Source organism: Mariniphaga sp., from assembly GCF_041687215.1.
Classification (GTDB): Bacteria; Bacteroidota; Bacteroidia; order Bacteroidales; family Prolixibacteraceae; genus Mariniphaga.
In genome coordinates this window covers 29393-49508 of sequence record NZ_JAWLCI010000010.1, presented here as the reverse complement: position 1 = coordinate 49508, position 20116 = coordinate 29393, and the positions used below count along the sequence as shown (strand labels likewise).

General features: G+C 41.4%; 28 protein-coding genes and 1 pseudogene. 21 read left to right on the top strand and 8 right to left on the bottom strand.

From position 1 onward, the window contains the following. Positions 1–86: 86 nt before the first annotated feature. The 3 genes from ACESMA_RS06025 to ACESMA_RS06015 all read right to left on the bottom strand — a co-directional run bounded on the left by ACESMA_RS06025 (position 87) and on the right by ACESMA_RS06015 (position 2292). A complete protein-coding gene (locus ACESMA_RS06025) occupies positions 87–818 on the bottom strand; it encodes a hypothetical protein (RefSeq protein WP_372947877.1) in 732 nt (243 codons plus the stop codon). Positions 819–936: 118 nt separating this feature from the next. Then, positions 937–1155 (bottom strand): VF530 family DNA-binding protein, encoded by a 219-nt coding sequence (locus ACESMA_RS06020; protein WP_372947876.1) that lies wholly within the window; start codon positions 1153–1155, stop codon positions 937–939. A gap of 90 nt (positions 1156–1245) precedes the next feature. After that, complete coding sequence (locus ACESMA_RS06015; RefSeq protein ID WP_372947875.1) at positions 1246–2292, bottom strand: M20 family metallo-hydrolase; 1047 nt, start codon at positions 2290–2292, stop codon at positions 1246–1248. Positions 2293–2388: 96 nt separating this feature from the next. Here ACESMA_RS06015 and ACESMA_RS06010 point away from each other — a divergent pair, with 96 nt between their 5' ends. The 7 genes from ACESMA_RS06010 to ACESMA_RS05980 are packed head-to-tail and all read left to right on the top strand — an operon-like array spanning position 2389 to position 5595. Continuing rightward, complete coding sequence (locus tag ACESMA_RS06010) at positions 2389–2685, top strand: ArsR/SmtB family transcription factor (protein WP_372947874.1); 297 nt, start codon at positions 2389–2391, stop codon at positions 2683–2685. A 58-nt stretch (positions 2686–2743) separates the two neighbouring features. Further along, positions 2744–2977, top strand: a complete 234-nt coding sequence (locus tag ACESMA_RS06005) for a thioredoxin family protein (RefSeq protein ID WP_372947873.1) — start codon at positions 2744–2746, stop codon at positions 2975–2977. A gap of 12 nt (positions 2978–2989) precedes the next feature. Continuing rightward, positions 2990–3427: a nitrophenyl compound nitroreductase subunit ArsF family protein gene (locus tag ACESMA_RS06000; RefSeq protein WP_372947872.1), complete on the top strand. Its 438-nt coding sequence runs from the start codon at positions 2990–2992 to the stop codon at positions 3425–3427. A 9-nt stretch (positions 3428–3436) separates the two neighbouring features. Further along, a complete protein-coding gene (locus ACESMA_RS05995; RefSeq protein WP_372947871.1) occupies positions 3437–4141 on the top strand; it encodes an aromatic aminobenezylarsenical efflux permease ArsG family transporter in 705 nt (234 codons plus the stop codon). 2 nt (positions 4142–4143) lie between these two features. Continuing rightward, positions 4144–4533: an ArsR/SmtB family transcription factor gene (locus ACESMA_RS05990; RefSeq protein WP_372947870.1), complete on the top strand. Its 390-nt coding sequence runs from the start codon at positions 4144–4146 to the stop codon at positions 4531–4533. 11 nt (positions 4534–4544) lie between these two features. Further along, complete coding sequence (locus ACESMA_RS05985) at positions 4545–4805, top strand: thioredoxin family protein (protein WP_372947869.1); 261 nt, start codon at positions 4545–4547, stop codon at positions 4803–4805. A gap of 19 nt (positions 4806–4824) precedes the next feature. Beyond that, the gene (locus ACESMA_RS05980; protein WP_372947868.1) at positions 4825–5595 is read left to right on the top strand and encodes a pyrroline-5-carboxylate reductase family protein; all 771 of its coding nucleotides are present in this window, start codon (positions 4825–4827) and stop codon (positions 5593–5595) included. Between the two features lie 79 nt (positions 5596–5674). Here the strand turns inward: ACESMA_RS05980 and ACESMA_RS05975 are convergent, their stop codons facing one another. After that, entirely contained in the window at positions 5675–6316 is a 642-nt protein-coding gene (locus ACESMA_RS05975; protein WP_372947867.1) for a nitroreductase family protein, read from the bottom strand. 182 nt (positions 6317–6498) lie between these two features. Here ACESMA_RS05975 and ACESMA_RS05970 point away from each other — a divergent pair, with 182 nt between their 5' ends. The 7 genes from ACESMA_RS05970 (at position 6499) to ACESMA_RS05940 (ending at position 12059) form a co-directional block, all read left to right on the top strand. Beyond that, positions 6499–6804 carry an ArsR/SmtB family transcription factor gene (locus ACESMA_RS05970; protein ID WP_372947866.1) on the top strand — a complete coding sequence of 102 codons (306 nt, stop codon included), beginning with the start codon at positions 6499–6501 and terminating at the stop codon, positions 6802–6804. Between the two features lies 1 nt (position 6805). Next, the gene (locus ACESMA_RS05965) at positions 6806–8125 is read left to right on the top strand and encodes a permease (RefSeq protein WP_372947865.1); all 1320 of its coding nucleotides are present in this window, start codon (positions 6806–6808) and stop codon (positions 8123–8125) included. Positions 8126–8163: 38 nt separating this feature from the next. Beyond that, positions 8164–8994, top strand: a complete 831-nt coding sequence (locus ACESMA_RS05960) for a C-GCAxxG-C-C family protein (protein WP_372947864.1) — start codon at positions 8164–8166, stop codon at positions 8992–8994. A 116-nt stretch (positions 8995–9110) separates the two neighbouring features. Continuing rightward, a complete protein-coding gene (locus ACESMA_RS05955) occupies positions 9111–9536 on the top strand; it encodes an arsenate reductase ArsC (protein WP_372947863.1) in 426 nt (141 codons plus the stop codon). Beyond that, a complete protein-coding gene (arsM, locus tag ACESMA_RS05950; RefSeq protein ID WP_372947862.1) occupies positions 9533–10336 on the top strand; it encodes an arsenite methyltransferase in 804 nt (267 codons plus the stop codon). Before ACESMA_RS05955 ends, arsM begins: the two co-directional genes overlap by 4 nt. Before the next feature lie 5 nt (positions 10337–10341). Then, complete coding sequence (gene arsB / locus ACESMA_RS05945) at positions 10342–11373, top strand: ACR3 family arsenite efflux transporter (protein ID WP_372947861.1); 1032 nt, start codon at positions 10342–10344, stop codon at positions 11371–11373. A 101-nt stretch (positions 11374–11474) separates the two neighbouring features. After that, positions 11475–12059, top strand: coding sequence for a hypothetical protein (locus ACESMA_RS05940; protein ID WP_372947860.1), 585 nt, complete (start codon positions 11475–11477; stop codon positions 12057–12059). 14 nt (positions 12060–12073) lie between these two features. On the opposite strand, the gene ACESMA_RS05935 is transcribed toward ACESMA_RS05940, so the two are convergent. Then, a complete protein-coding gene (locus ACESMA_RS05935) occupies positions 12074–12646 on the bottom strand; it encodes a nucleotidyl transferase AbiEii/AbiGii toxin family protein (protein WP_372947859.1) in 573 nt (190 codons plus the stop codon). A gap of 8 nt (positions 12647–12654) precedes the next feature. Beyond that, positions 12655–12957, bottom strand: a complete 303-nt coding sequence (locus ACESMA_RS05930; protein ID WP_372947858.1) for a DUF6922 domain-containing protein — start codon at positions 12955–12957, stop codon at positions 12655–12657. A gap of 135 nt (positions 12958–13092) precedes the next feature. Between ACESMA_RS05930 and ACESMA_RS05925 the strand changes: the two genes are divergently transcribed. After that, positions 13093–13428, top strand: a complete 336-nt coding sequence (locus tag ACESMA_RS05925; protein WP_372947857.1) for a TraR/DksA family transcriptional regulator — start codon at positions 13093–13095, stop codon at positions 13426–13428. A gap of 56 nt (positions 13429–13484) precedes the next feature. On the opposite strand, the pseudogene ACESMA_RS05920 reads toward ACESMA_RS05925, so the two are convergent. After that, positions 13485–13715: pseudogene (locus ACESMA_RS05920) on the bottom strand (methyltransferase domain-containing protein); the annotation flags it as partial. An 88-nt stretch (positions 13716–13803) separates the two neighbouring features. On the opposite strand from ACESMA_RS05920, the gene ACESMA_RS05915 reads away from it, so the two are divergent. Next, the gene (locus ACESMA_RS05915) at positions 13804–14268 is read left to right on the top strand and encodes a thioredoxin family protein (RefSeq protein WP_372947856.1); all 465 of its coding nucleotides are present in this window, start codon (positions 13804–13806) and stop codon (positions 14266–14268) included. Positions 14269–14271: 3 nt separating this feature from the next. Here ACESMA_RS05915 and ACESMA_RS05910 read toward each other — a convergent pair whose 3' ends face one another. Continuing rightward, a complete protein-coding gene (locus ACESMA_RS05910; protein WP_372947855.1) occupies positions 14272–15183 on the bottom strand; it encodes an RluA family pseudouridine synthase in 912 nt (303 codons plus the stop codon). 192 nt (positions 15184–15375) lie between these two features. Between ACESMA_RS05910 and ACESMA_RS05905 the strand changes: the two genes are divergently transcribed. From ACESMA_RS05905 to ACESMA_RS05885, 5 genes are all read left to right on the top strand, one after another. Beyond that, positions 15376–15999 (top strand): TetR/AcrR family transcriptional regulator, encoded by a 624-nt coding sequence (locus ACESMA_RS05905; protein WP_372947854.1) that lies wholly within the window; start codon positions 15376–15378, stop codon positions 15997–15999. 65 nt (positions 16000–16064) lie between these two features. Next, on the top strand, positions 16065–17372 hold the full coding sequence (locus ACESMA_RS05900) for a TolC family protein (protein ID WP_372947853.1): 1308 nt from the start codon (positions 16065–16067) through the stop codon (positions 17370–17372). A gap of 17 nt (positions 17373–17389) precedes the next feature. After that, on the top strand, positions 17390–18271 hold the full coding sequence (locus ACESMA_RS05895; protein WP_372947852.1) for an HlyD family secretion protein: 882 nt from the start codon (positions 17390–17392) through the stop codon (positions 18269–18271). Between the two features lie 56 nt (positions 18272–18327). Beyond that, positions 18328–19284 carry an ABC transporter ATP-binding protein gene (locus ACESMA_RS05890; protein ID WP_372947851.1) on the top strand — a complete coding sequence of 319 codons (957 nt, stop codon included), beginning with the start codon at positions 18328–18330 and terminating at the stop codon, positions 19282–19284. Next, a complete protein-coding gene (locus ACESMA_RS05885) occupies positions 19281–20114 on the top strand; it encodes an ABC transporter ATP-binding protein (RefSeq protein ID WP_372947850.1) in 834 nt (277 codons plus the stop codon). The genes ACESMA_RS05890 and ACESMA_RS05885 overlap by 4 nt, the downstream gene beginning before the upstream one ends. The last annotated feature ends 2 nt before the right edge of the window (positions 20115–20116 follow it).

The window sequence follows — 20116 nt, the reverse complement described above, 5'->3', positions numbered from 1 at the left end:
AAAGAACCCATATCAAATTGTATGCCAACAGATTAACACTAAAAAAAAGCATTCATCAGTTTAAGAATTTTTAAAGAATCACTAACCTAATTTACCGGAAATTGTACCTGTTTGTAATTCATTTCAATGTGCTGGCTGTCAACCGGCAAATAAAGTTTAATAAAATCCGCCTCTCTTAAAGCGGGGAAAAAAACTTTTCCCTGCATGCTGTAATTGCTTTCCAGGGTAGTTTTTCTTATGGTGGAACTTTTCCACGAGTCCATCACTTCATTGAGGTTTTGTGACTGAAAGGAATGATGTGCATCGGTAGCAAGGGCATGATGGTAAAGATGAGTGCGTAAATGGTTATTGTGAGGATTTCCGTCAGTAGTAACAGCTATTCCGGTGGCAATATCAGCCGTTGCAGCTAAAACGGTAAATCCTATTTGATTCAATTCACGGGCTTCATTTTTCGAGAGTTCTTTTTCAATTTCCAGAATTTCATTTTCCGGGTCAGCGGCCCTCAACCGACTTTCCGTTAATGGTTCGTTATTGCCATTAAATGCCTGGATATAAAAATCGGCGGGGTCAATTAAAACCGGCAAATTAGAGTAATTGGTAATATTAAAATCGAACCAGTATTTATTGTCTTTCAGTTGATCAAAACCCACTTCATATATTACTCCGTAAAGCGAATCGGAAACAAACTGCTGGCCGTACCGCCATTTCACATCATTTTTTTCGGGTTGAAGCCGGACTATATTTTGAGGTGAAAAGCAGGATTGAAAAACGAACAGGATTAGCACAAAAACTGCAATTGAGGTAAAATTTTTTTTCATTGTAAATTGTTTTCTGGTTTTACAGGCCTTAAACAAAAGTTGTACCTGGTTGTAGAATTTTATATGCTTTTATAAGAAAATTCAATGAACAGCATATTGCATTCAACGAACAACATTTTTATGCATTCTTTTTGATTGTTGCCAAATACAAATCTTCCACTTTTTTTCTGGCCCAGGGAGTGCGTCGTAAAAACTTCAGGCTCGAATTAATGCTCGGGTCTTTTTGAAAACAATTAATCCGGATGCGTTTGCCCAATTCTTCCCAGCCATAAAAGCTCACAAGATAAACCATAATTGCTTCGAGGGTTTTACCGTGTAACGGATTGTTTGGTTGCATGGGTAAATTATAAAAATGTAAAATTGTGAAATTGTTTCAAGAGCTGAAAACTGAGACTGTAAACTGGCGACTGCGACTGAAAACTTCACCTCAGATCTTCAACCCTTCCAGCAATTCGATATACCGCTGAACGCCTGCAATAATTTCACTTTTATATATGTACTCATCGGCAGAATGGGAACGCGCCGAGTCGCCCGGCCCCATTTTTACTGATGGAAATGAAATAATGGCCTGATCTGATGTTGTAGGCGATCCGTAAATCCGGATTCCCATTTCGGCTGCTTTTCGGGCAAACGGATGATCGACACTGATTCCTGATGAATTCAGACGGAAAGATCGCGGTTTGACTTCCGAATCAATCAGTTCAGAAATAATTTTTGCAGCTTCTTTATTGGAGTAAAACTCGTTGGTACGAACATCCACCACAAAATGACAGATATCCGGAATAACATTGTGCTGAGTACCGGCTTCAATCTGGGTTACAGTAATTTTAACTGCCCCCAGTATCCCATCGGCTTTTTCAAATTCAAAATTTCTCAATTTTTGAATATCGTCGAGAGCTTTATACAGTGCATTGTCTCCTTCAAAGCGGGCTGCGTGGCCTGATTTTCCGTGAGCAAAACAATCGAGCACCAGCAGGCCTTTCTCGGCAATAGCCAGCTCCATGCGGGTTGGTTCGCCAATTATGGCAAATGCAACCGGTGCAATTTCGGGCAAAACAATTTCGAGGCCCTGCCTGCCTGAAATTTCTTCTTCGGCAGTGGCAGCAAAAATCAGGTTGAACGGCAAATCTTCCCTATCATAAAAATGAAGAAAAACGGCCAGCAAAGCCATCAGAGGGCCTCCGGCATCGTTGCTTCCCAGCCCGTAAAGTTTGTCGCCGTCTTCGATGGGTGAAAAAGGATCGAGCACATATCCTTTTGCAGGGCGTACGGTATCGATATGTGAATTAAGCAAAAGAGTAGGTTTTCCTTTGGTAAAATGCTTGTTAAAGGTCCAGGTGTTGTTCTTTTTAACTTTAAACGGAATGTTCTCCAATTGTAAAAATTCCCGCATTACCTCTGCAGCTTTTTCTTCTTCTTTGCTAAATGAGGGTGTCGAAATCAACCTTTTCAACAAATCAATAAATTTCTCCATATCTGATTTAAATTTCGAGGGTGCAAAAGTGAGAAAAAAAACCGGAATTCGAACAATACCAAATTGTATTATATTTGTGTTCAATTCAATAAAAAAATGACAAAAAAAGTTTTTTCGGAAAATCAAAAACAGCTTGCCCGGTTTGCCAAAGCGCTTGGCCATCCGGTAAGGGTTTATATTATGGAACTGCTGTCGAAACAATCGTGCTGCTACAGCGGCGATCTTTCGGAAGACCTCCCCATTGCCAAATCTACTCTTTCGCAACATTTGAAAGAACTGAAAGCTGCCGGATTAATTCAGGGCGAAATTGAAGCGCCAAAAATAAAATACTGCATTAACCAGGAAAACTGGAATCTGGCCAAAAAACTTTTTCAAAATATGTTGCAGAAATAGTTTTTTTTTAATTCCATTGTTCGTATTTTTGCGAACAGCGAACAATTAATTTTTAATAATGGACATAAAAGTTTTAGGAACAGGCTGCCCAAAATGCAAGGCATTGGAAAAAGCAGCCAACGATGCAGTAACTGCTGCCGGTGTGGATGCAACCGTATCGAAAGTGGAAGATATCATGCAAATTATGCAGTTTGGTGTAATGACCACCCCCGCACTGGTAATTGACGGTAAAGTTTTGATAAAAGGCCGGGTGCCCAGTGTAGATGAAATCAAAAATTTATTAACCAAATAAAAACCGGAAATCATGAAAAAAGTAATTTCAGTTTTGAGTTTTGTTTTTGTACTCGGAGTATTCTCTTCAAATGCACAGTGCTGCAACAAAACAGCAGAGGATGACAATTCAGTCAATGCGCTGGCTTTGGCAGAAGAAGAAAATGAATCGGCCGTTAAAGCTTACTATTTTCACACTTCACGGCGTTGTGTAACCTGCAAAACAGTTGAAAAAGTCACAACCGAATCGTTAAAGGAATTGTATGGCGACAAAATCCAGTTAAAATCAGTGAACCTCGACAACAAAGAGAATGAAGAACTGGCCAAAAGCCTTGAAGTTGGTGGGCAGTCGCTTTTATTTACAAATGGCAGCAAAAAAGTTGATATCACTACCGACGGTTTTATGAATGCATTAAGAAACCCGGAGAAACTCAAAGAAAAAATTAAAACAACGGTGGAGTCGCTGAAGTAAAAATCTGAAATGGAAGTACTGCATAATTTTCTTGAGAATACGCAACTGCCGCTGTTGTCGGCATTTATTCTGGGACTAATGACCGCCATCAGCCCTTGCCCGTTGGCAACAAATATTACAGCCATCGGGTACATCAGTAAAGACATTCAAAGTCAGCGGCGTGTATTTTACAATGGTTTGGTTTACACACTGGGACGCGGTATTTCCTACACAGCTATCGGATTAATTTTCTTTTTCAGCGCCAGCCAGTTTCAGCTCTCAGGTTTTTTGCAGGTTTGGGGCGAAAAAATCATCGGTCCGCTGCTCATTGTCATCGGCCTTTTTATGTTGGGTGTTATCAACCTGAAAATTCCGGGCATCGGTTCATTAACTGAAAAAATGGAGAACAACTCCAAAGGCGGTTTCTGGGGTGTCCTTCTTCTGGGAATTGTGTTTGCACTGGCCTTTTGCCCGTACAGCGGAGTGCTCTATTTCGGAATGCTTATTCCCATGACCATCAGCAGCACCGGCGGACTTTACCTGCCTGTTGTTTTTGCGCTGGCCACCGGAATTCCGGTCATTATTTTTGCCTGGCTCATCGCATTCAGCATGGGCAAAATCGGTCAACTTTACAACCGGATGAAAACCTTTGAAAAGTGGTTCCGGCGGGTAATTGCGGTGTTGTTTATCGGGGTTGGTATTTATTACATGGTTACTATTTTCTTTTTAGTTTAAAAATGAACGGTTTAGAAAAATACAACGAGTCTTTTGTTGAGCTGGCCTCTGCCCTGCAGGCGCTGGCACACCCTGCCCGGCTGCAAATTATTGAGCATCTGGCCAAATACCACGAATGTCCGGCCGGAGCTATCAGTAGCGAACTGCCGTTAAGTAAATCAACCGTGTCGCAACACATGGCCAAACTGCGCGAAGCCGGACTCATTTCCTGCAGTCCGGAAGGAGTTTGCCAGAACTACAGGTTGAATGAGGAAAGGCTGAATCAAATAATCCAGCAACTGGAAACGTTTGGCGAAACGGTAAATTCTCTTGCAAAAGCAAAAACGAGATGTAAAAATTCGGTAAGCAAAATTCAAATTGAAGCCGTGAAAAGTTTTCAACTGGCGGAATAAATTCAGGTAGTTTGGAACGGGAAATAAAAATATTTTGTCCGAAAAGGAAGTGCGGGAAGTGCAAGCGGCTGGTTTCCCGTGTGGAAGAAGCTCTTGCAATTTCGGGTTTACCCTTGAAAATTGAAATTGTAGATTCGCTGGACCAAATGATAAAATACCCGACCTGGATTTTACCTACACTGGTAATAAACGGGAAAGTGGCAGCCCGCGGGTATGTTCCGTCAGTGAAAATGATAGTAAGTAAATTAACTGAAAACAAATCAATTTTATAACCTTTAAATAGTAGTTATCATGAAAACAACCATAGGATTTATCGGAGGAGGAAGAATCACAAAAATTTTCCTTGAAGGATTTAAAAACAAAAGCGTTGAATTTATATCAGTAAAGGTTTACGACCACAACATAGAAACGCTCGACGCATTAAAAAATGCTTATCCGCAAGTAGAAAAAGCCGAAAGCCCGGAAGCAGCAGCCAAAACAGACGTGGTTGTAATTGCTGTTCACCCGCCGGTAGTGATGGAAACGGTCGATAAAATTGCTGGTGTAGTGAATGAAAAAACGTTTTTGGTTTCGCTGGCGCCCAAAATCACTATCGAAAAAATTACTTCGAAAGTAAAAACCGCTAACATCGTGCGGATGATTCCCAATGCAACTTCCTATATCAATGAGGGATATAATCCGCTGGCTTTTCATCCGGCCATGCTGAAAAAAGAGAAAAAGCAAATAAAAAAGCTGTTTAAACCGCTGGGCAAAACCTTCGAAACCGAAGAGAATAAGCTGGAAGGTTATGCTATTATTTCAGGAATGTTGCCCACCTATTTCTGGTTTCAGTGGCAGGAGTTGGAGGCCATTGGCGAAAAAACCGGTCTTTCGAAAGAAGAGGCTGCAAAAACCATCCGGAACACCTTAAAAAATGCCATTAAATTGTATTACAAATCGGGCTTAACACCAGAGGAAGTAATGGATTTAATTCCAGTAAAACCCATCGGAGAAAACGAAGAGGAAATTAAAAACACGTTGAATGCCAAACTGCTGGGATTGTTCGAAAAGATAAAACCTTAATTCGTTAAAAAACAAAATATTAAAAAGGCTGGCCGGATTAAAATCCGATCAGCCTTTATCTATTGGTCAAAAAACAATTTTATTCCCCTGGATACCCAACGGTTTGCGCCAACACAACATGTTGATTGGGACGAAGTTTTAAAACCTCTTTGGCTTTTTCCTTGTCAATTAAACCACGAACCACGGTACCAAGACCTTCTGACGCACACCAGAGGTAAACATTTTGCGAAATGAACCCCACATTTGTTGCAGAATAGAAAACCTTCATTTCTTCATCGTAAACTTCCATCCTGTCAAAATCGGCCACAAAAACCAGGTTTACAGGGGCAGTCTGAACATAATCCTGCGATCCTGCATGTTCCTGCAAATTTTCATTGCCCATTTTCAGCATGGCGTGTTGCTCTGCGTCGTACACAAACCAGCCGTCATTTTTAATGATGTAAATATCGTACTCGTGCACTGCACGTGCCGACGGAGCGGTTCGGTAACCATTGGGCCGGTTAATGCCGTAAGCCGCCCAAAGCAGGTTCGACATTTGCTGCTGTGTGAGTTCTTTACTGCTGTATGAGCGCTGCGACTGACGGTTGTTCAGTGATTCCATCAGCGACATACCCCCGGATTTCTGAGGCGCAGGAAGTTTAATGATTTCAAGCGATTGGGCATTCATTTCTGAAAAACCAAATACAATACAAAGAAGTGCGGTAATAAACTTTAATTTCATAATTGCTGATTTTTGGTTATTAAAACTGGTTCTAAATATGGAATTTTTAATTTTGTATATCAACACATTGCCATTCATCCTTCAACGACAAAAGCAAAATTAGTGAAAAATTCTTTGGTGGTCAATAAATCATTTCGTTATTTTGCGAAATACGAACAAAGATTTTCATTACCAACAATAAAATGACAGTAAAAATTGAATTTGAAGAGGCAATTTTGCAAAAGGCAAAAATAGCTAAAGCCCTGAGCCACCCGGTACGGATTTATATCCTAAAAAAACTGAGCGGAATTGATGCCTGCTGCTATAGCGGCGATTTGGTTGATGAACTTCCAATCGGGCGTTCTACGCTTTCGCAACACCTGAAAGAATTAAAATATGCCGGATTAATTCAGGGCGAAACCGAACCTCCTTTTATAAAATACTGCCTGAATCACGAAAACTGGGAAAAGGCCAAAAAATTGTTCAACCAACTATTTAACGAAGCCTGAAATGGACTGGAAAAAAGAGATTAAAATTTTAGGTTGGATTGTTGCCGTTTTTGTGTTTGCCTACTTTATGCCCCTCGAAAACGCACGATTCACTGAAGCGATTCTGGCTATGTTCGATTTGGCCAAATGGTATGCACAGGAACACGTGATTTTGTGCCTGCTGCCGGCCTTTTTTATAGCCGGGGTAATTGCCGTTTTTGTAAGTCAGGGCGCTGTAATGAAATATTTTGGCGCCAAAGCAAAAAAATGGGTGGCCTACACAGTGGCATCGGTTTCGGGGACAATCCTGGCCGTTTGCAGTTGCACCATTTTGCCCCTGTTTTCAAGCATTCACAAACGCGGAGCAGGTTTGGGACCAGCCATCGCCCTTTTGTACAGTGGACCGGCCATCAATATTCTGGCCATCATACTCACAGCCCGCATTCTGGGTTTTGAAATGGGCGTTGCCCGCGTAATTGGCGCAGTGGTTTTTGCCGTAGTCATTGGCTCCGTTATGTCGCTCATTTACCGTAAAGAGGAAAAAACAAAAAATGAAGAGCAACTGAGTTTTCCCGATGTTCCGGAAAAACGCCCCATGTGGCAAACATCCCTTCACTTTTTTACCCTCGTTCTTATTCTGGTTTTTGCCAACTGGGGAAAACCGGGCGATGGCGTAACCGATGGCACATGGTACTGGATTTGGGCCAACAAGTGGTACATCACCTCGGCATTTGGACTGGTACTCGTATATTCTTTAATCGCAATTTTGAAAATCAAATGGCAGCATGTTTTGCTTGCAACTTTAGCCACTGCTGCATCAGCATTCTTAAGTTCGTCACCGCTCATTCCAATGGTAGTTGCTATTGCCGGATTAAGTATTATTACCTTAATCGATAAAAGAGACCAGGACAATAAAGAATGGACCATTTCTGCATGGGATTTCACCAAACAGATTATGCCGCTGCTGGCCATTGGCGTGTTGGCAGCCGGTTTTTTGCTTGGCTCAACCCACGACGATACAGCCATGGCCGGGATTATACCCAACGAATGGGTGGCCAATCTGGTGGGCGGGAATTCGGTATTTTCCAACTTTTTCGCCTCCATTGTGGGTGCATTTATGTATTTCGCTACGCTAACTGAAGTGCCCATTTTACAGGGCCTTATTGCTGCCGGAATGGGAAAAGGACCGGCTTTGGCATTGCTGCTTGCCGGGCCTTCGTTATCGCTGCCAAATATGCTGGTCATCCGCGGTGTGATTGGCACACAAAAAACGCTGGTTTATGTTCTGCTGGTGGTAATAATGGCAACCCTGTCGGGAATGATTTACGGAACATTCTTTTAAAATCGATAATAAAAGTAACGCAAAAAACGATAAAAAAAATGGACAGAAGAAAAGCAATGAAAGTAGCTGCCGGCGCTATTGCAGCAGGCGGAGCCGGCCTGTTAACACTCACTACAGCATTCAAGCCTGAAAAACAACCTTTACCGGAAACAAGAAATCTGGAATTCACCCCGGAAGAAAGCGAATGGGAGTATTTTCACCTGGACCCTTCCGCAACAGCTCAACTGGCATACGACAGATACAGTGAAGGAAGCTGCATGTATGCGACCGTTATAAGTGTCGTTTCCCAGTTGGCCGATAAGTTTGGTGAGCCGTTTACATCGTTTCCCATCCACATGTTTAAATACGGGCATGGGGGAATTGGTGGCTTCGGGTCGGTTTGTGGTGCATTGAACGGCGCAGCAGCGTTAATTGGATTATTTGTTACCGATAAAAATGTTCAGGATAAAATGATTACCGACCTTTTTCAATGGTACGAAAAAGAGTCTTTGCCGGTATTCAACCCGCAAAATGCTGTGTTTGATTTTACACCAGTGGTAAGTGCTTCCAATTCGGTTTTGTGCCATGCATCGAACACCAATTGGTGCAAAACATCGGGTTTCTCTGTGGACAGCAAGGAACGAAAAGAACGGTGCCGCCGGTTAACCGGTGACGTGGCGCAAAAAGTAACCGCTTCGCTCAACGATATTTACACCAATGCATACATCACAAATACACACACCAATGAAGCGACAAACAGCTGTGTAGCCTGCCACGGAAACGACGGAAAAGTAAAAAACACCAGTGTGAAAATGAGCTGCACCTCCTGCCATTCAGAATCCTTTGCACACAAAGCGTTTGCAGATGTGCACTATAAATTCATGAAGTAGCAAAACATGATTGCATGAGTATGATGACACATTAATTTAGGAAACGAGCAGAAATAGCATAATCCAGCAATTTTGCATTTAACAGTTTAACAATTTGACACCTTAACAATTTCATCATGAAAATTTTAATTCTATGCACCGGCAACAGTTGCCGCAGCCAGATGGCCCACGGATTTTTAAAATCGTTCGACGACAGGTTGGAAGTAGCTTCAGCCGGAACCGAGGCTTCCGGAAAACTGAACCACAAAGCCGTTGAAGTAATGAAGGAAATTAGTATCGATATCAGCGAACACACTTCCGATTCAGTTGATTTATATCTGGACAGAGAATGGGATTACGTGATTACCGTTTGCGGCGGCGCCAACGAAAACTGTCCGGCTTTTTTGGGTAAAGTAAAACACAGGCTGCACATCGGGTTCGACGACCCTTCGCACGCCACCGGTACACCGGAATTTATTCAAAATGAATATTACCGGGTGCGCGACGAAATAAAAGAAGCATTTACGAAATTATATAAAGAAGAAATTTTACCACAACTATGAAAGCAGAAGATTTAAAACTGGTAGTAAAAGAAAAGTACGGCTCCATTGCCAGCCAAAGCAGTCTTTTACAACAGGAAGGATGTTGCGGCTCATCGGGGTGTTGCGGTGAATTGGAATTCAGCATGATTGGCGACGAATATACCAACGTAGCTGGATATAATCCGGATGCAGATTTGGGACTGGGCTGCGGTTTACCCACCGAATTTGCCGGTATAAAACCAGGCGACAGTGTGCTCGATTTGGGCAGCGGTGCCGGCAATGATTGTTTCATTGCCAGAACTATTGTTGGCGAAACCGGAAAAGTTACCGGCCTCGATTTTACCGAAGAAATGATTCGGAAAGCACAGCAAAATTTAGCCAAAACCGGATTCAAAAACATCGGATTCATTCAGGGCGATATTGAAGAAATGCCGCTGTCCGATTCCAATTTTGATGTGGTTATCAGCAACTGTGTGCTCAACCTGGTTCCCGACAAACAAAAAGCATTTTCTGAAATTTTCCGGGTGCTTAAACCGGGTGGCCATTTTTGTATTTCGGATGTGGTAACCAGCGGTGAATTACCAAAGGGGCTAAAAGAAGCTGCTGAAATGTACGCCGGTTGCGTTTCGGGTGCAACTGAAAAACAGGAATACCTAAAAATTATTGAAAAGCAGGGATTTACGAATATAGAAATCAAAAAGGAAAAACAAATCAGAATTCCGGACACGGTTCTTATAAACTATTTGAATGAAAACGAAATTAAAAAATTCAAACAAACTGAAACGGGAATTTTTAGTTTAACGATTATTGCAAACAAATAGTCAAAATGGGAAAACAAAAAAAGAGCATTGGCTTTTTCGAGAAATATTTAACCATCTGGGTAGCCCTTGGAATACTTGCCGGTATAGGGCTTGGCTATTTACTCGGTGATTCAATTGAAATAATCAGCAGCCTGGAGTTTGCCCGTGTAAACATCCCGGTAGCAGTTTTGATTTGGCTAATGATTTACCCGATGATGCTCCAGATTGATTTTACCAGTATTAAACAAGTGGGTAAAAAGCCTCGGGGTATTGTCTGGACCGTTATTATCAACTGGGCCATCAAACCTTTTACCATGGCATTTTTTGCATGGATATTTTTTTCAAAAATCTATTCTGCCTGGATTGACCCGGAGCTTGCCGGCGAGTATATTGCCGGCGCTATTATTTTAGGGGCAGCACCCTGCACTGCTATGGTTTTTGTTTGGAGTTACCTCACCGACGGCGACCCCAATTACACGCTGGTGCAGGTTTCAGTAAACGATTTGATTATTTTGGTAGCATTCATACCCATTGTAGGTTTACTGCTCGGAATTACCAATATTATCATTCCTTATGACACTTTGATAGCCAGTGTTATCATTTTTGTTGTAGTTCCGCTGGTTGCAGGAATAATTACTCAACGAATCCTGATAAAACGACGCGGGGACGAATGGTTTAAAAAAGAATTTTTACCCAAACTGAAACCGGTGAGCATCATGGCGCTTTTGATTACACTGGTGTTGCTTTTTGCCTTTCAGGGGCAAAACATTCTGAATAATCCGCTGATTATTTTGCTGGCTGCTGTGCCCCTGATTATTCAAACCTATTTTATCTTTTTCCTGGCCTGGTTTGGAGGTAAAAAACTAAAACTTCCACATGCTATCTGCGCCCCGGCAGCCATGATTGGCGCCAGCAACTTTTTTGAACTGGCCGTGGCCGTTGCCATTGCACTTTTCGGATTACACTCGCCGGCGGCTCTGGTAACAGTTGTTGGCGTATTGGTTGAAGTTCCGGTGATGTTATCGCTGGTGGCGCTGGCAAACAGGTGGAAGTATTAAATATTTTAAACTATTTTTGCAGGAAAACGTTGTTTTAGTGATTGGAAATTAACAGCAAATCTAAAAGGAACAACTCAATTTAAATTAACAAATTAAAAATTATGAAGTACATGAAAATTCAATTTAATTTATACACGATTGTAATTACTGCAGTTGCCATGTTTGTTATAACATCTTGCAACCCTGCAAAAAATGATTCGAAACAACCTGCACAATCAGAAAATCAGGAACAGGCTATGGAGCAAAATAACATAGTGAACACTGAGACAGAAGCCAATTTGTCAGATGAAGTTGACATGCAAGAGATTTCAACACCAGTTCCTGAACCAACAGAGCAAACCGGCCCGGCCCAGAACAGTGCAGAAGTAATGATGAATCCCCCGCACGGAGAACCCTATCACCGTTGTGATATCCCGGTTGGTGCGCCGCTTAATTCTCCTCCGGCAAACACCACACGGCAAACAACATCCAGCCAAACAACCACTACTGCTCCCCGTACCCAAAGTTCAGCACCTTCAACAGCAAATAACCCTACTGCTCCAACCATCGAAAACGCCATGCGAATGAATCCCTCGCAGGCAAGAAGCACCACTCCTGCAAACAGTGGAACAAAACCACGTCTGAATCCGGCGCACGGACAACCCTGGCACCGGTGCGATATTGCAGTAGGTAGTCCGCTGCCCTAATTATTCGGTTGAAGTTAGCGTAAATAATCGCTGACAATTTTACTTATGCCTTTTTTAATCCCCTCCCAGGTTTGATTTTTGAAACTTACCGGGGTTTCGCTATCATCGGCATCAACAAAATATGTGATGGCATGTGGAATACTTATGGCAAGCATCTGGCTCGGATATTTTTGTTTGTGCCAGTCGATGATTTGTTGTAGTGAATAGTGTTGAAGTAATTCATACAGATCCCAAAAATCCTTTTTCTTTCCGCGCCCCAAAATGGCCTGTATTTTCATAGCGGCAATATCTGCATCGCTGTAAAAACGGACTTTTTCATACTCCTCAAAAGGAGCAATTGGTGGATGTGGAAAATGGACTATATCGACTTTTACTCCATCGATAAAACAAAATATTCCAAATCGGGTCTGTTCCTGTTTGTAAACAAATCTTTTCTGAAACACTCTTTCAAGATTTTCAACAATTTGGGATTGACTAAACTCTTTATGATTGAACAAATCCAAATCCACTGAACTTCGATGACCGTAACGTAAAGCCAAAGCGGTTTCCCCAACCAATGAAAAGGGTTGAAGGATTGGTAATTCCATCACTTCCCTTAATAGGGAAAAAGTTCCGGGTTCAATTGCCGAAGTGTGTAACATCTGAATTCTTCAATTGGTTTGTTTATGATTGCACTTGCAAAATGAATGGTATGGAGTGGCAAATATTTGGCATTCAAGAGGGCTTCCGTCACTTTTTCATCGTCATAGTACCGGCGGCATTGACGGATGTCTTCCACATCACCTCGCTCGAAAACCCGCTCAATAACGAAATTTGCTTTGACATCGTAATCGATTTGCTCAAAGTTCACATCCCAGAAAATGCGTTTGTTAAATACCGGTTTCTGTTTTGCCTTCATACAGCGAAGATAATGAATTTGCCATAGATTTAAATTACACAGGGAAAAGTGCAATAACAAAAATTACAGCATTTATAATTCAACAAGCATAAAAGCCACACAAAAAATTCTATTTTTGGGTTAATTCTAAAAAATATGACACAAGAAGAACGACAGCAGATTATAGAAGTAATTAATAGTGAAATGAACAAACTCTCGCAAAAAATAGAAGAATTAAGGGAGTTTACTGCACCCGTTTCTCCCGATGATGCCATTGGACGCATTTCGCGCATGGATGCCATAAACAACAAAAGCATAACGGAAGCCAGTTTGCGCAACCTTCAAACCCGGCTCGACCAACTTCAGAAAATTTCGCAGGTGGTAAACGACAAGGATTTTGGTCTGTGCGTTAAATGCCACAAACCCATTGCTTTTGAACGACTGAAAATCAGGCCCGAAATACGTTTATGCGCCGGTTGTTTGCAAAGATAATGGGTCATTTCTTTTGCAAAATCACTACCTTGCTTTTTTTTCATTTCAAGAATGTTAAAACCAAAATGAATCGCAATAAAACGGAAAGTTTGCTCATGATAAAAGACCACATGGGTAGGGTCGTGTGCATACCTCCAGGTTTTAAAACTCTTTAATTCTTTCCATAGTTTTGACATCACCACTAAAATTCCATCAGGTTTAAGCATATTCCGGAGTTTTTGCAATTCTTTTGCCGGCCTGAAAAAATGCTTGAAACATTCGGTGCAAAAATAGAAAAAACAGTTCAGTTACTTTGTTCCTTGAAACGGGTTAATGGAAAGATAAGAAAACTGTAAAATTCAAAATAATTACCTTTGTAAAAAGGTCTTGAAGAAAATGAAAAAACAAAACCTTCCCATAATCCTTTTATCTCTGCTGCTTGGACTTTTGTTGCTAGGTTACTTTATGAAAAACAACCTAAACAACTTCATCGCTGAAAAATTGCGCGCATCAGCCGGAACAGAAGTAATCCTTTCAGGTGAACAGTGGGTAGATTCTCTTTTCAATTACACCAAAAACGGAGAAAATTTTGAGTTTACGTTGTTGCAATTCAAATCAACCGGATGCACCATCTGCAAACAAATGGAGCCAGTTTTGGCAGAAATAAAAAGCGCACCGAAAATTAAGGTAAATGTTGTCGAATTGAATGTGATGAACCCAAACAGCCAGAATGTAATGCAGTATTTTGGAATTTCAGCTGTGCCAACTCAACTGGTTCTGAATAATGAAGGTGTGGAATTATTCAGGAATTACGGATTTATAGCGGCAAGTGAGTTAAAACTGAAGTTTCATCAGCAATAGCTGTTAAAATAACCGCATAAATACCCGCGGAATTTTAGTTTCAAAATCCATTTTCTCTCCTGAAACGGGATGAATAAACGTTATTTTCGTAGCATGAAGGCCCAATCTTTTCATCGGATTTGTTGTGGCATAGTATTTTTTATCGCCTGCAATGGGGTGCCCCATTTCCTGCATGTGAATCCGTATTTGATTTTTTCTGCCGGTTTCGAGATTTACTTTTAACAAAGAATATGATTCGTTTTTTTTGAGCACTGAAAAATGCGTTACTGCTTTTTGTCCGTCACCGGGCGCCTGCGACGAGTGCATTTTAAAAACCTTGTCCTCCGACAGATACGACGAAATAGTTCCTTCCTGTTGTTCAACCATTCCCTCAACCACCGCAATGTAAGTGCGTTCAATAACTGTTTCATTCCAAAACTCCTGAAGTTTCATTTTTACCGGTTCACTTTTGGCAAACAGCATTAATCCCGATGTTTCCCTGTCCAGGCGGTGCACAATAAATATTTTGTTTCCTCTGTCCTGTTTTTTCACATGTTTACTTAATAAACTGTATGCGGTGTTTCGTTTCTCATTTTTTGTAGCCATGGAAAGCAACCCGGCCATTTTGTCAATTACAATAATGTGCTGGTCCTCATAAATAATATTGTATTCCCTGAATTTTTGTTCCGGCAAAATACGATTGCTGCTAATTTCAACCTTTTGCCCCGATGTAAGCGGAAAATTGAACTGTGAAACCGGGTTTCCGTCAACCAGAACCTGCTTGTGGCTTAACAGCGATTTAATGTTATTGCGGCTTTTATGAGGCATTTGTATCATCAGAAAATCCATAAGAAGTGAATTTGCAGTAACTGTAAAAGAAAGATTGTTCTGATTTGGTATTTTATTCTGAAACGATTTCGATTTTTTTGAATGCATTGTATTAAATATTAGAATGCCACATTAACCTTCTTTTTCCGGCATAATTTGGAGAATCAAAAGTAACACTTATTTTTTGAAATAATTATTTTTAACCATTTGGTTAAACTTTTAGGTTAAAATATTTGGTCAATCCAATTTATGATTCTATTTTTGACCAGTTGGTTAAATCAAACAGTTAAATTATTTGTGATGAGTGAAATAAAAAAAGACAACACCGAAGACAAAATTCTTGAAGCAGCACAAACGGTTTTTATACAAAAAGGTATGGATGGAGCGCGAATGCAGGAAATTGCCAACGAGGCTGGTATAAACAAAGCGCTGCTGCACTATTACTTCCGAACCAAGCAAAAACTTTTTGAAGCCATTTTCAAAAAGGTTTTTAATCAGATTTTTCCAGGTCTCGAAACTTTTATTCATTCGGAGCTTCCTTTCGAAAAGAAACTCAGCATTTTTATTGAGAAATATATCGATTTCCTGTTGAAAAATCCGTTTATACCTTCTTTTATTCTGAAAGAAATTCATCGCGACCCCGGGTTCCTGGCATCGGTGATAAAAAGTACCGGTGTAAATCCGCAAGAAGTTTTCAACATGCTTGAAAAAGAAATGGAAGCGGGAAAAATCAAAAAAATGGATCCGAAAGACCTGCTTATTAACATTCTGGCATTAAGCATTTTTCCAGTGGTTGCCAGGCCGCTTATGGAAATTATGTTCTTTGAAAACAACAAAAAAGCTTACAAAGAATTTCTTATTAAAAGAAAAGAGTCTGTGAGACAATTTATTCTGGATTCCATCTTAATTGAAAAAGCCGGATGAACAATGATACATATTAGTTGCAGATGCAGTCACAGTTATCAGAAACAATAAAAATCTCAGCAAAAATGAAACGAATTCTTATCCTTTTGCTTCTTCCAGCCCAGATGGCACTGGGACAACAGGAAGTTACACTTGCCGAATGCTACCTTCGGACCCGGGAAAATTATCCGAATCTTCAACAGGCTGGTATCTGGCAGGAAATTACCCAATTGAAAAAAGACAACCTGAAAACCGGTTATATGCCTCAGATTTCGTTGAACGGGCAAGCCACCTACCAGTCGGATGTAACAAAAGTGGACATTGCGCTGCCCAACATTTCCATCCCAACGGTTTCCAAAGACCAGTACAAAGCGTATGCTGAGTTTCGCCAAACCATTTGGGACAGCGGGTTAACAGAAGCCAATGCCCAACTGGAAGATGCCCTGCTGAAAAGCCATTTAAGCGAATTGGAGGTGGAACTTTACAAACTGAACGAACAGGTTGCACAGGCATTTTTTACCGCATTGTTGGTTGAAAAACAGATGGAAGTTGTGAGTGCCCAGCAAAAAGTTCTAAATGAAAAACTGAGTTCAGTGGAGTCTGCCATCAGAAACGGTATGGCAGAAAAAACTTTAGCCCTGGAAATTAAGGCTGAATTACTGAATCTGGAGCAGCATAAAATTCAACTCGTTGCGGCAAAAAATGCAGCCATTCAAATGCTTTCCATTTTAACCGGGAAAACCATGAATCAGAATGTTGAATTGGTTTTCGACGAAAAACCGGTTTTGCCCGGAGATAATCTTTTACGCCCCGAGCAGGTGTTATTTTCGAACCAAATGGCACAACTGGAAACGCAAATGACGTTGCTCGACAAATCACGCAATCCGAAACTATTCGGCTTCGGACAGGCAGGTTACGGCAAGCCGGGTTTGAATATGCTGAACAATGAGTTCGATACCTACTATCTGGTTGGAGTCGGATTGTCGTGGAATGTTTTTGACTGGAACAAAACGAACCGGCAAAAGCAGGTCCTCACACTGCAGCAGGAAATGATTCAGAAACAGGAAGAAACGTTCGACCAAAACATTCAGCTTTTGCTGGCCCAGCAAAAAGAGCAAATTGGCAAACTGGAAACTATACTGAAAACGGACCAGGAAATGGTTGAGTTACGGACAGAAATCACTAAATCGGCAGCCTCAAAGCTGAAAAACGAATTCGTCACAACAACTGACTACATTCGTGAATTACAGGCAGAAACGGTGGCAAAACTAAACCTTGAACTGCACAAAATTCAGTTGGATGAAGCAAACGAAAAATACAATTTGATTAAAGGAAATGTGGGGAGTGGACAGTCGCAGTCGCAGTCGCAATTTTCAGATAGAATAAACAGATAACCTTAAAATTAAATACAATGAAATATAAAGCAATCTTTTTCATTTTAGCGCTTTCGCTTTTTGGATGCTCCAACCAAAATGACAAATCGGATGCTTACGGGAATTTTGAGGCAGAAACGGTCATTGTTTCGTCTGAAGCTTCAGGAAAAATTCTTCAGTTAAATGTGGAAAAAGGTCAAAAAATAGATGCAGGTTCAGTGACTGCACTAATCGACACGGTCCAGGTTTATTTGAAACTTCAGCAAATTGAAGCGCAAAAAACAGCAGTAGAGGCCAAAAGAAAATCTGTAAACGCACAGGTTGCCGTTTTTGAAGAGCAGAAAAAGAACCTTCAGACCAATGAAATACGGGTTAAACAAATGCTAGCCGATGGCGCTGCTACGCAGAAACAACTGGATGACATCACCGGTCAAATCAGCGTTATCAACCGGCAAATTGAAAGTACAAAAACACAGTTTACTGCAATTACAACGGAACTGCAGGTGCTGGAAACCCAGATGGAATCGACCCTCGATTTACTGAACCGCTGCAAAGTGATTTCACCAGCCAATGGCACCATCCTCGAAACTTATATCGAGCAGGGTGAACTGGCTGCACCGGGTAAACCGCTTTTCAAAATGGCCAATCTGGGGGAACTGACTTTAAAAGTTTATGTGAGCGGCGCACAGCTTCCGGGCATCAAAATCGGACAGGAAGTGAAGGTTCTGGTGGACAAAAATGATACAGAGAACCAGTCATTTACCGGGAAAATAACATGGATTTCGTCTGAAGCAGAATTCACACCGAAAATCATTCAAACCAAAGAAGAAAGGGTAAAACTGGTTTATGCCGTAAAAGTGGCCGTAAAAAACGACGGTACGCTGAAAATTGGTATGCCGGGGGAAGTTAGTTGGCAGTGAGCAGTCGCAGTTGTCAGTAGCAGTGAACAGTAACAGTTTGAAGTAATTTCAAAAAAATGATAACGGTAAAAAATATATCAAAATCCTACAATAAAATACTGGCTTTACAAAACATATCGCTTACAATTAATGAAGGCGAGCTGTTTGGGCTGATTGGCCCCGACGGCGCCGGAAAAACCACGCTGATGCGCATTCTGATGACTTTGCTCCTTCCCGACTCCGGGGAAGCGAAAATGGATGGCCTCGATGTGGTTGCCTATTTTAAAAAAATCAGGCATATTGTTGGCTATATGCCGGGGCGGTTCTCACTTTACCAGGATTTGAGCGTGGAGGAAAACCTGAACTTTTTTGCAACGGTTTTTGGCACTACCGTAGAAGAAAATTACAACCTCATCCGCGATATTTACTATCAGATTGAACCGTTCAAAAATCGTCGTGCCGGAAAGCTTTCAGGTGGAATGAAACAAAAACTGGCTTTATCGTGTGCACTTATTCACAGTCCGAAAATACTGGTACTCGACGAACCAACCACCGGAGTGGATGCCGTTTCCCGAAAAGAGTTCTGGGAAATGCTGAAAAAACTGCAAGCAAAGGGAATTACCATCCTTGTTTCCACACCTTACATGGACGAAGCCAACCTTTGCGACCGCGTGGCACTTATACAAAACGGACGGATACTGAATGTGGATTCGCCAAAAAAAATAATTGAAAAATTTCCACGAAAAATTATACAGATTCGTTCAGATGAAACCTACCGGCTAATCAAAGATTTGCGGGCATACGAAAAAGCGGAGTCGGTGTTTGCTTTTGGACAGTTTGTGCATTTTACTGGAATCGATGATGATGTGGAACCATCTGAACTGGATTTGTATCTTGAAAAACTGAACCACAAAAATGTGCTGGTGGAAGAAATTACTCCGGGAATTGAGGATGTGTTTATGAGTTTGATGAAAAAAGCCTCCCCTGACCCCTCCGAAGGAGGGAAAAAGAAGAATTCAAAATATAAAGAATGAACACAAAGGTAAACCATAACAATCTTTCCCCCATTGGGGGAAATCCCGGCAGGGAAAGGGGGCCAATCATCACCGTACAAAACCTTGTAAAAAAATTTGGTTCTTTTACCGCCAACGATAATTTGACTTTTGATGTTTACCGGGGCGAAATTTTCGGATTTCTCGGGGCGAACGGCGCAGGAAAAACCACGGCACTGCGCATTTTGTGCGGCCTCTCCGCTCCTACTTCCGGCGAAGTGAAAGTTGCCGGATTCGACATTTACCGTGAAACGGAAAAAATTAAAAGGAACATCGGGTACATGAGCCAGAAATTTTCGCTGTACGAAGATTTGACTGTGACCGAAAACATTCAATTTTATGCAGGAATATACGGGATTTCGCCGAAAAAACGGAAAGCAAAAATGGCAGAACTGTTAAAAAAACTGGAGTTGGAAAATGCCAAAAACAAGCTGATTGCCGGTCTTCCTCTGGGTTGGAAACAAAAGCTGGCTTTTTCGGTGGCTGTTTTTCACGAGCCTAAAATTGTGTTCCTCGACGAACCCACCGGAGGCGTTGACCCCATTACCCGCCGCCGGTTTTGGGACCTGATTTACGAAGCAGCCAGCAACGGAATAACGGTATTTGTTACCACACACTACATGGACGAAGCCGAATACTGCGACCGCGTTTCAATAATGGATGCCGGAAAAATTGAGGCGCTTGATACACCAGCCAAATTGAAAGAAAAATACAATTCAAAAAATATGGATGAAGTATTTATACAAATTGCAAGGAAGGAAGCCTCCCCTAACCTTTCCGAAGGAAGGGATTTGGAAATAAGTAATGAATAAAC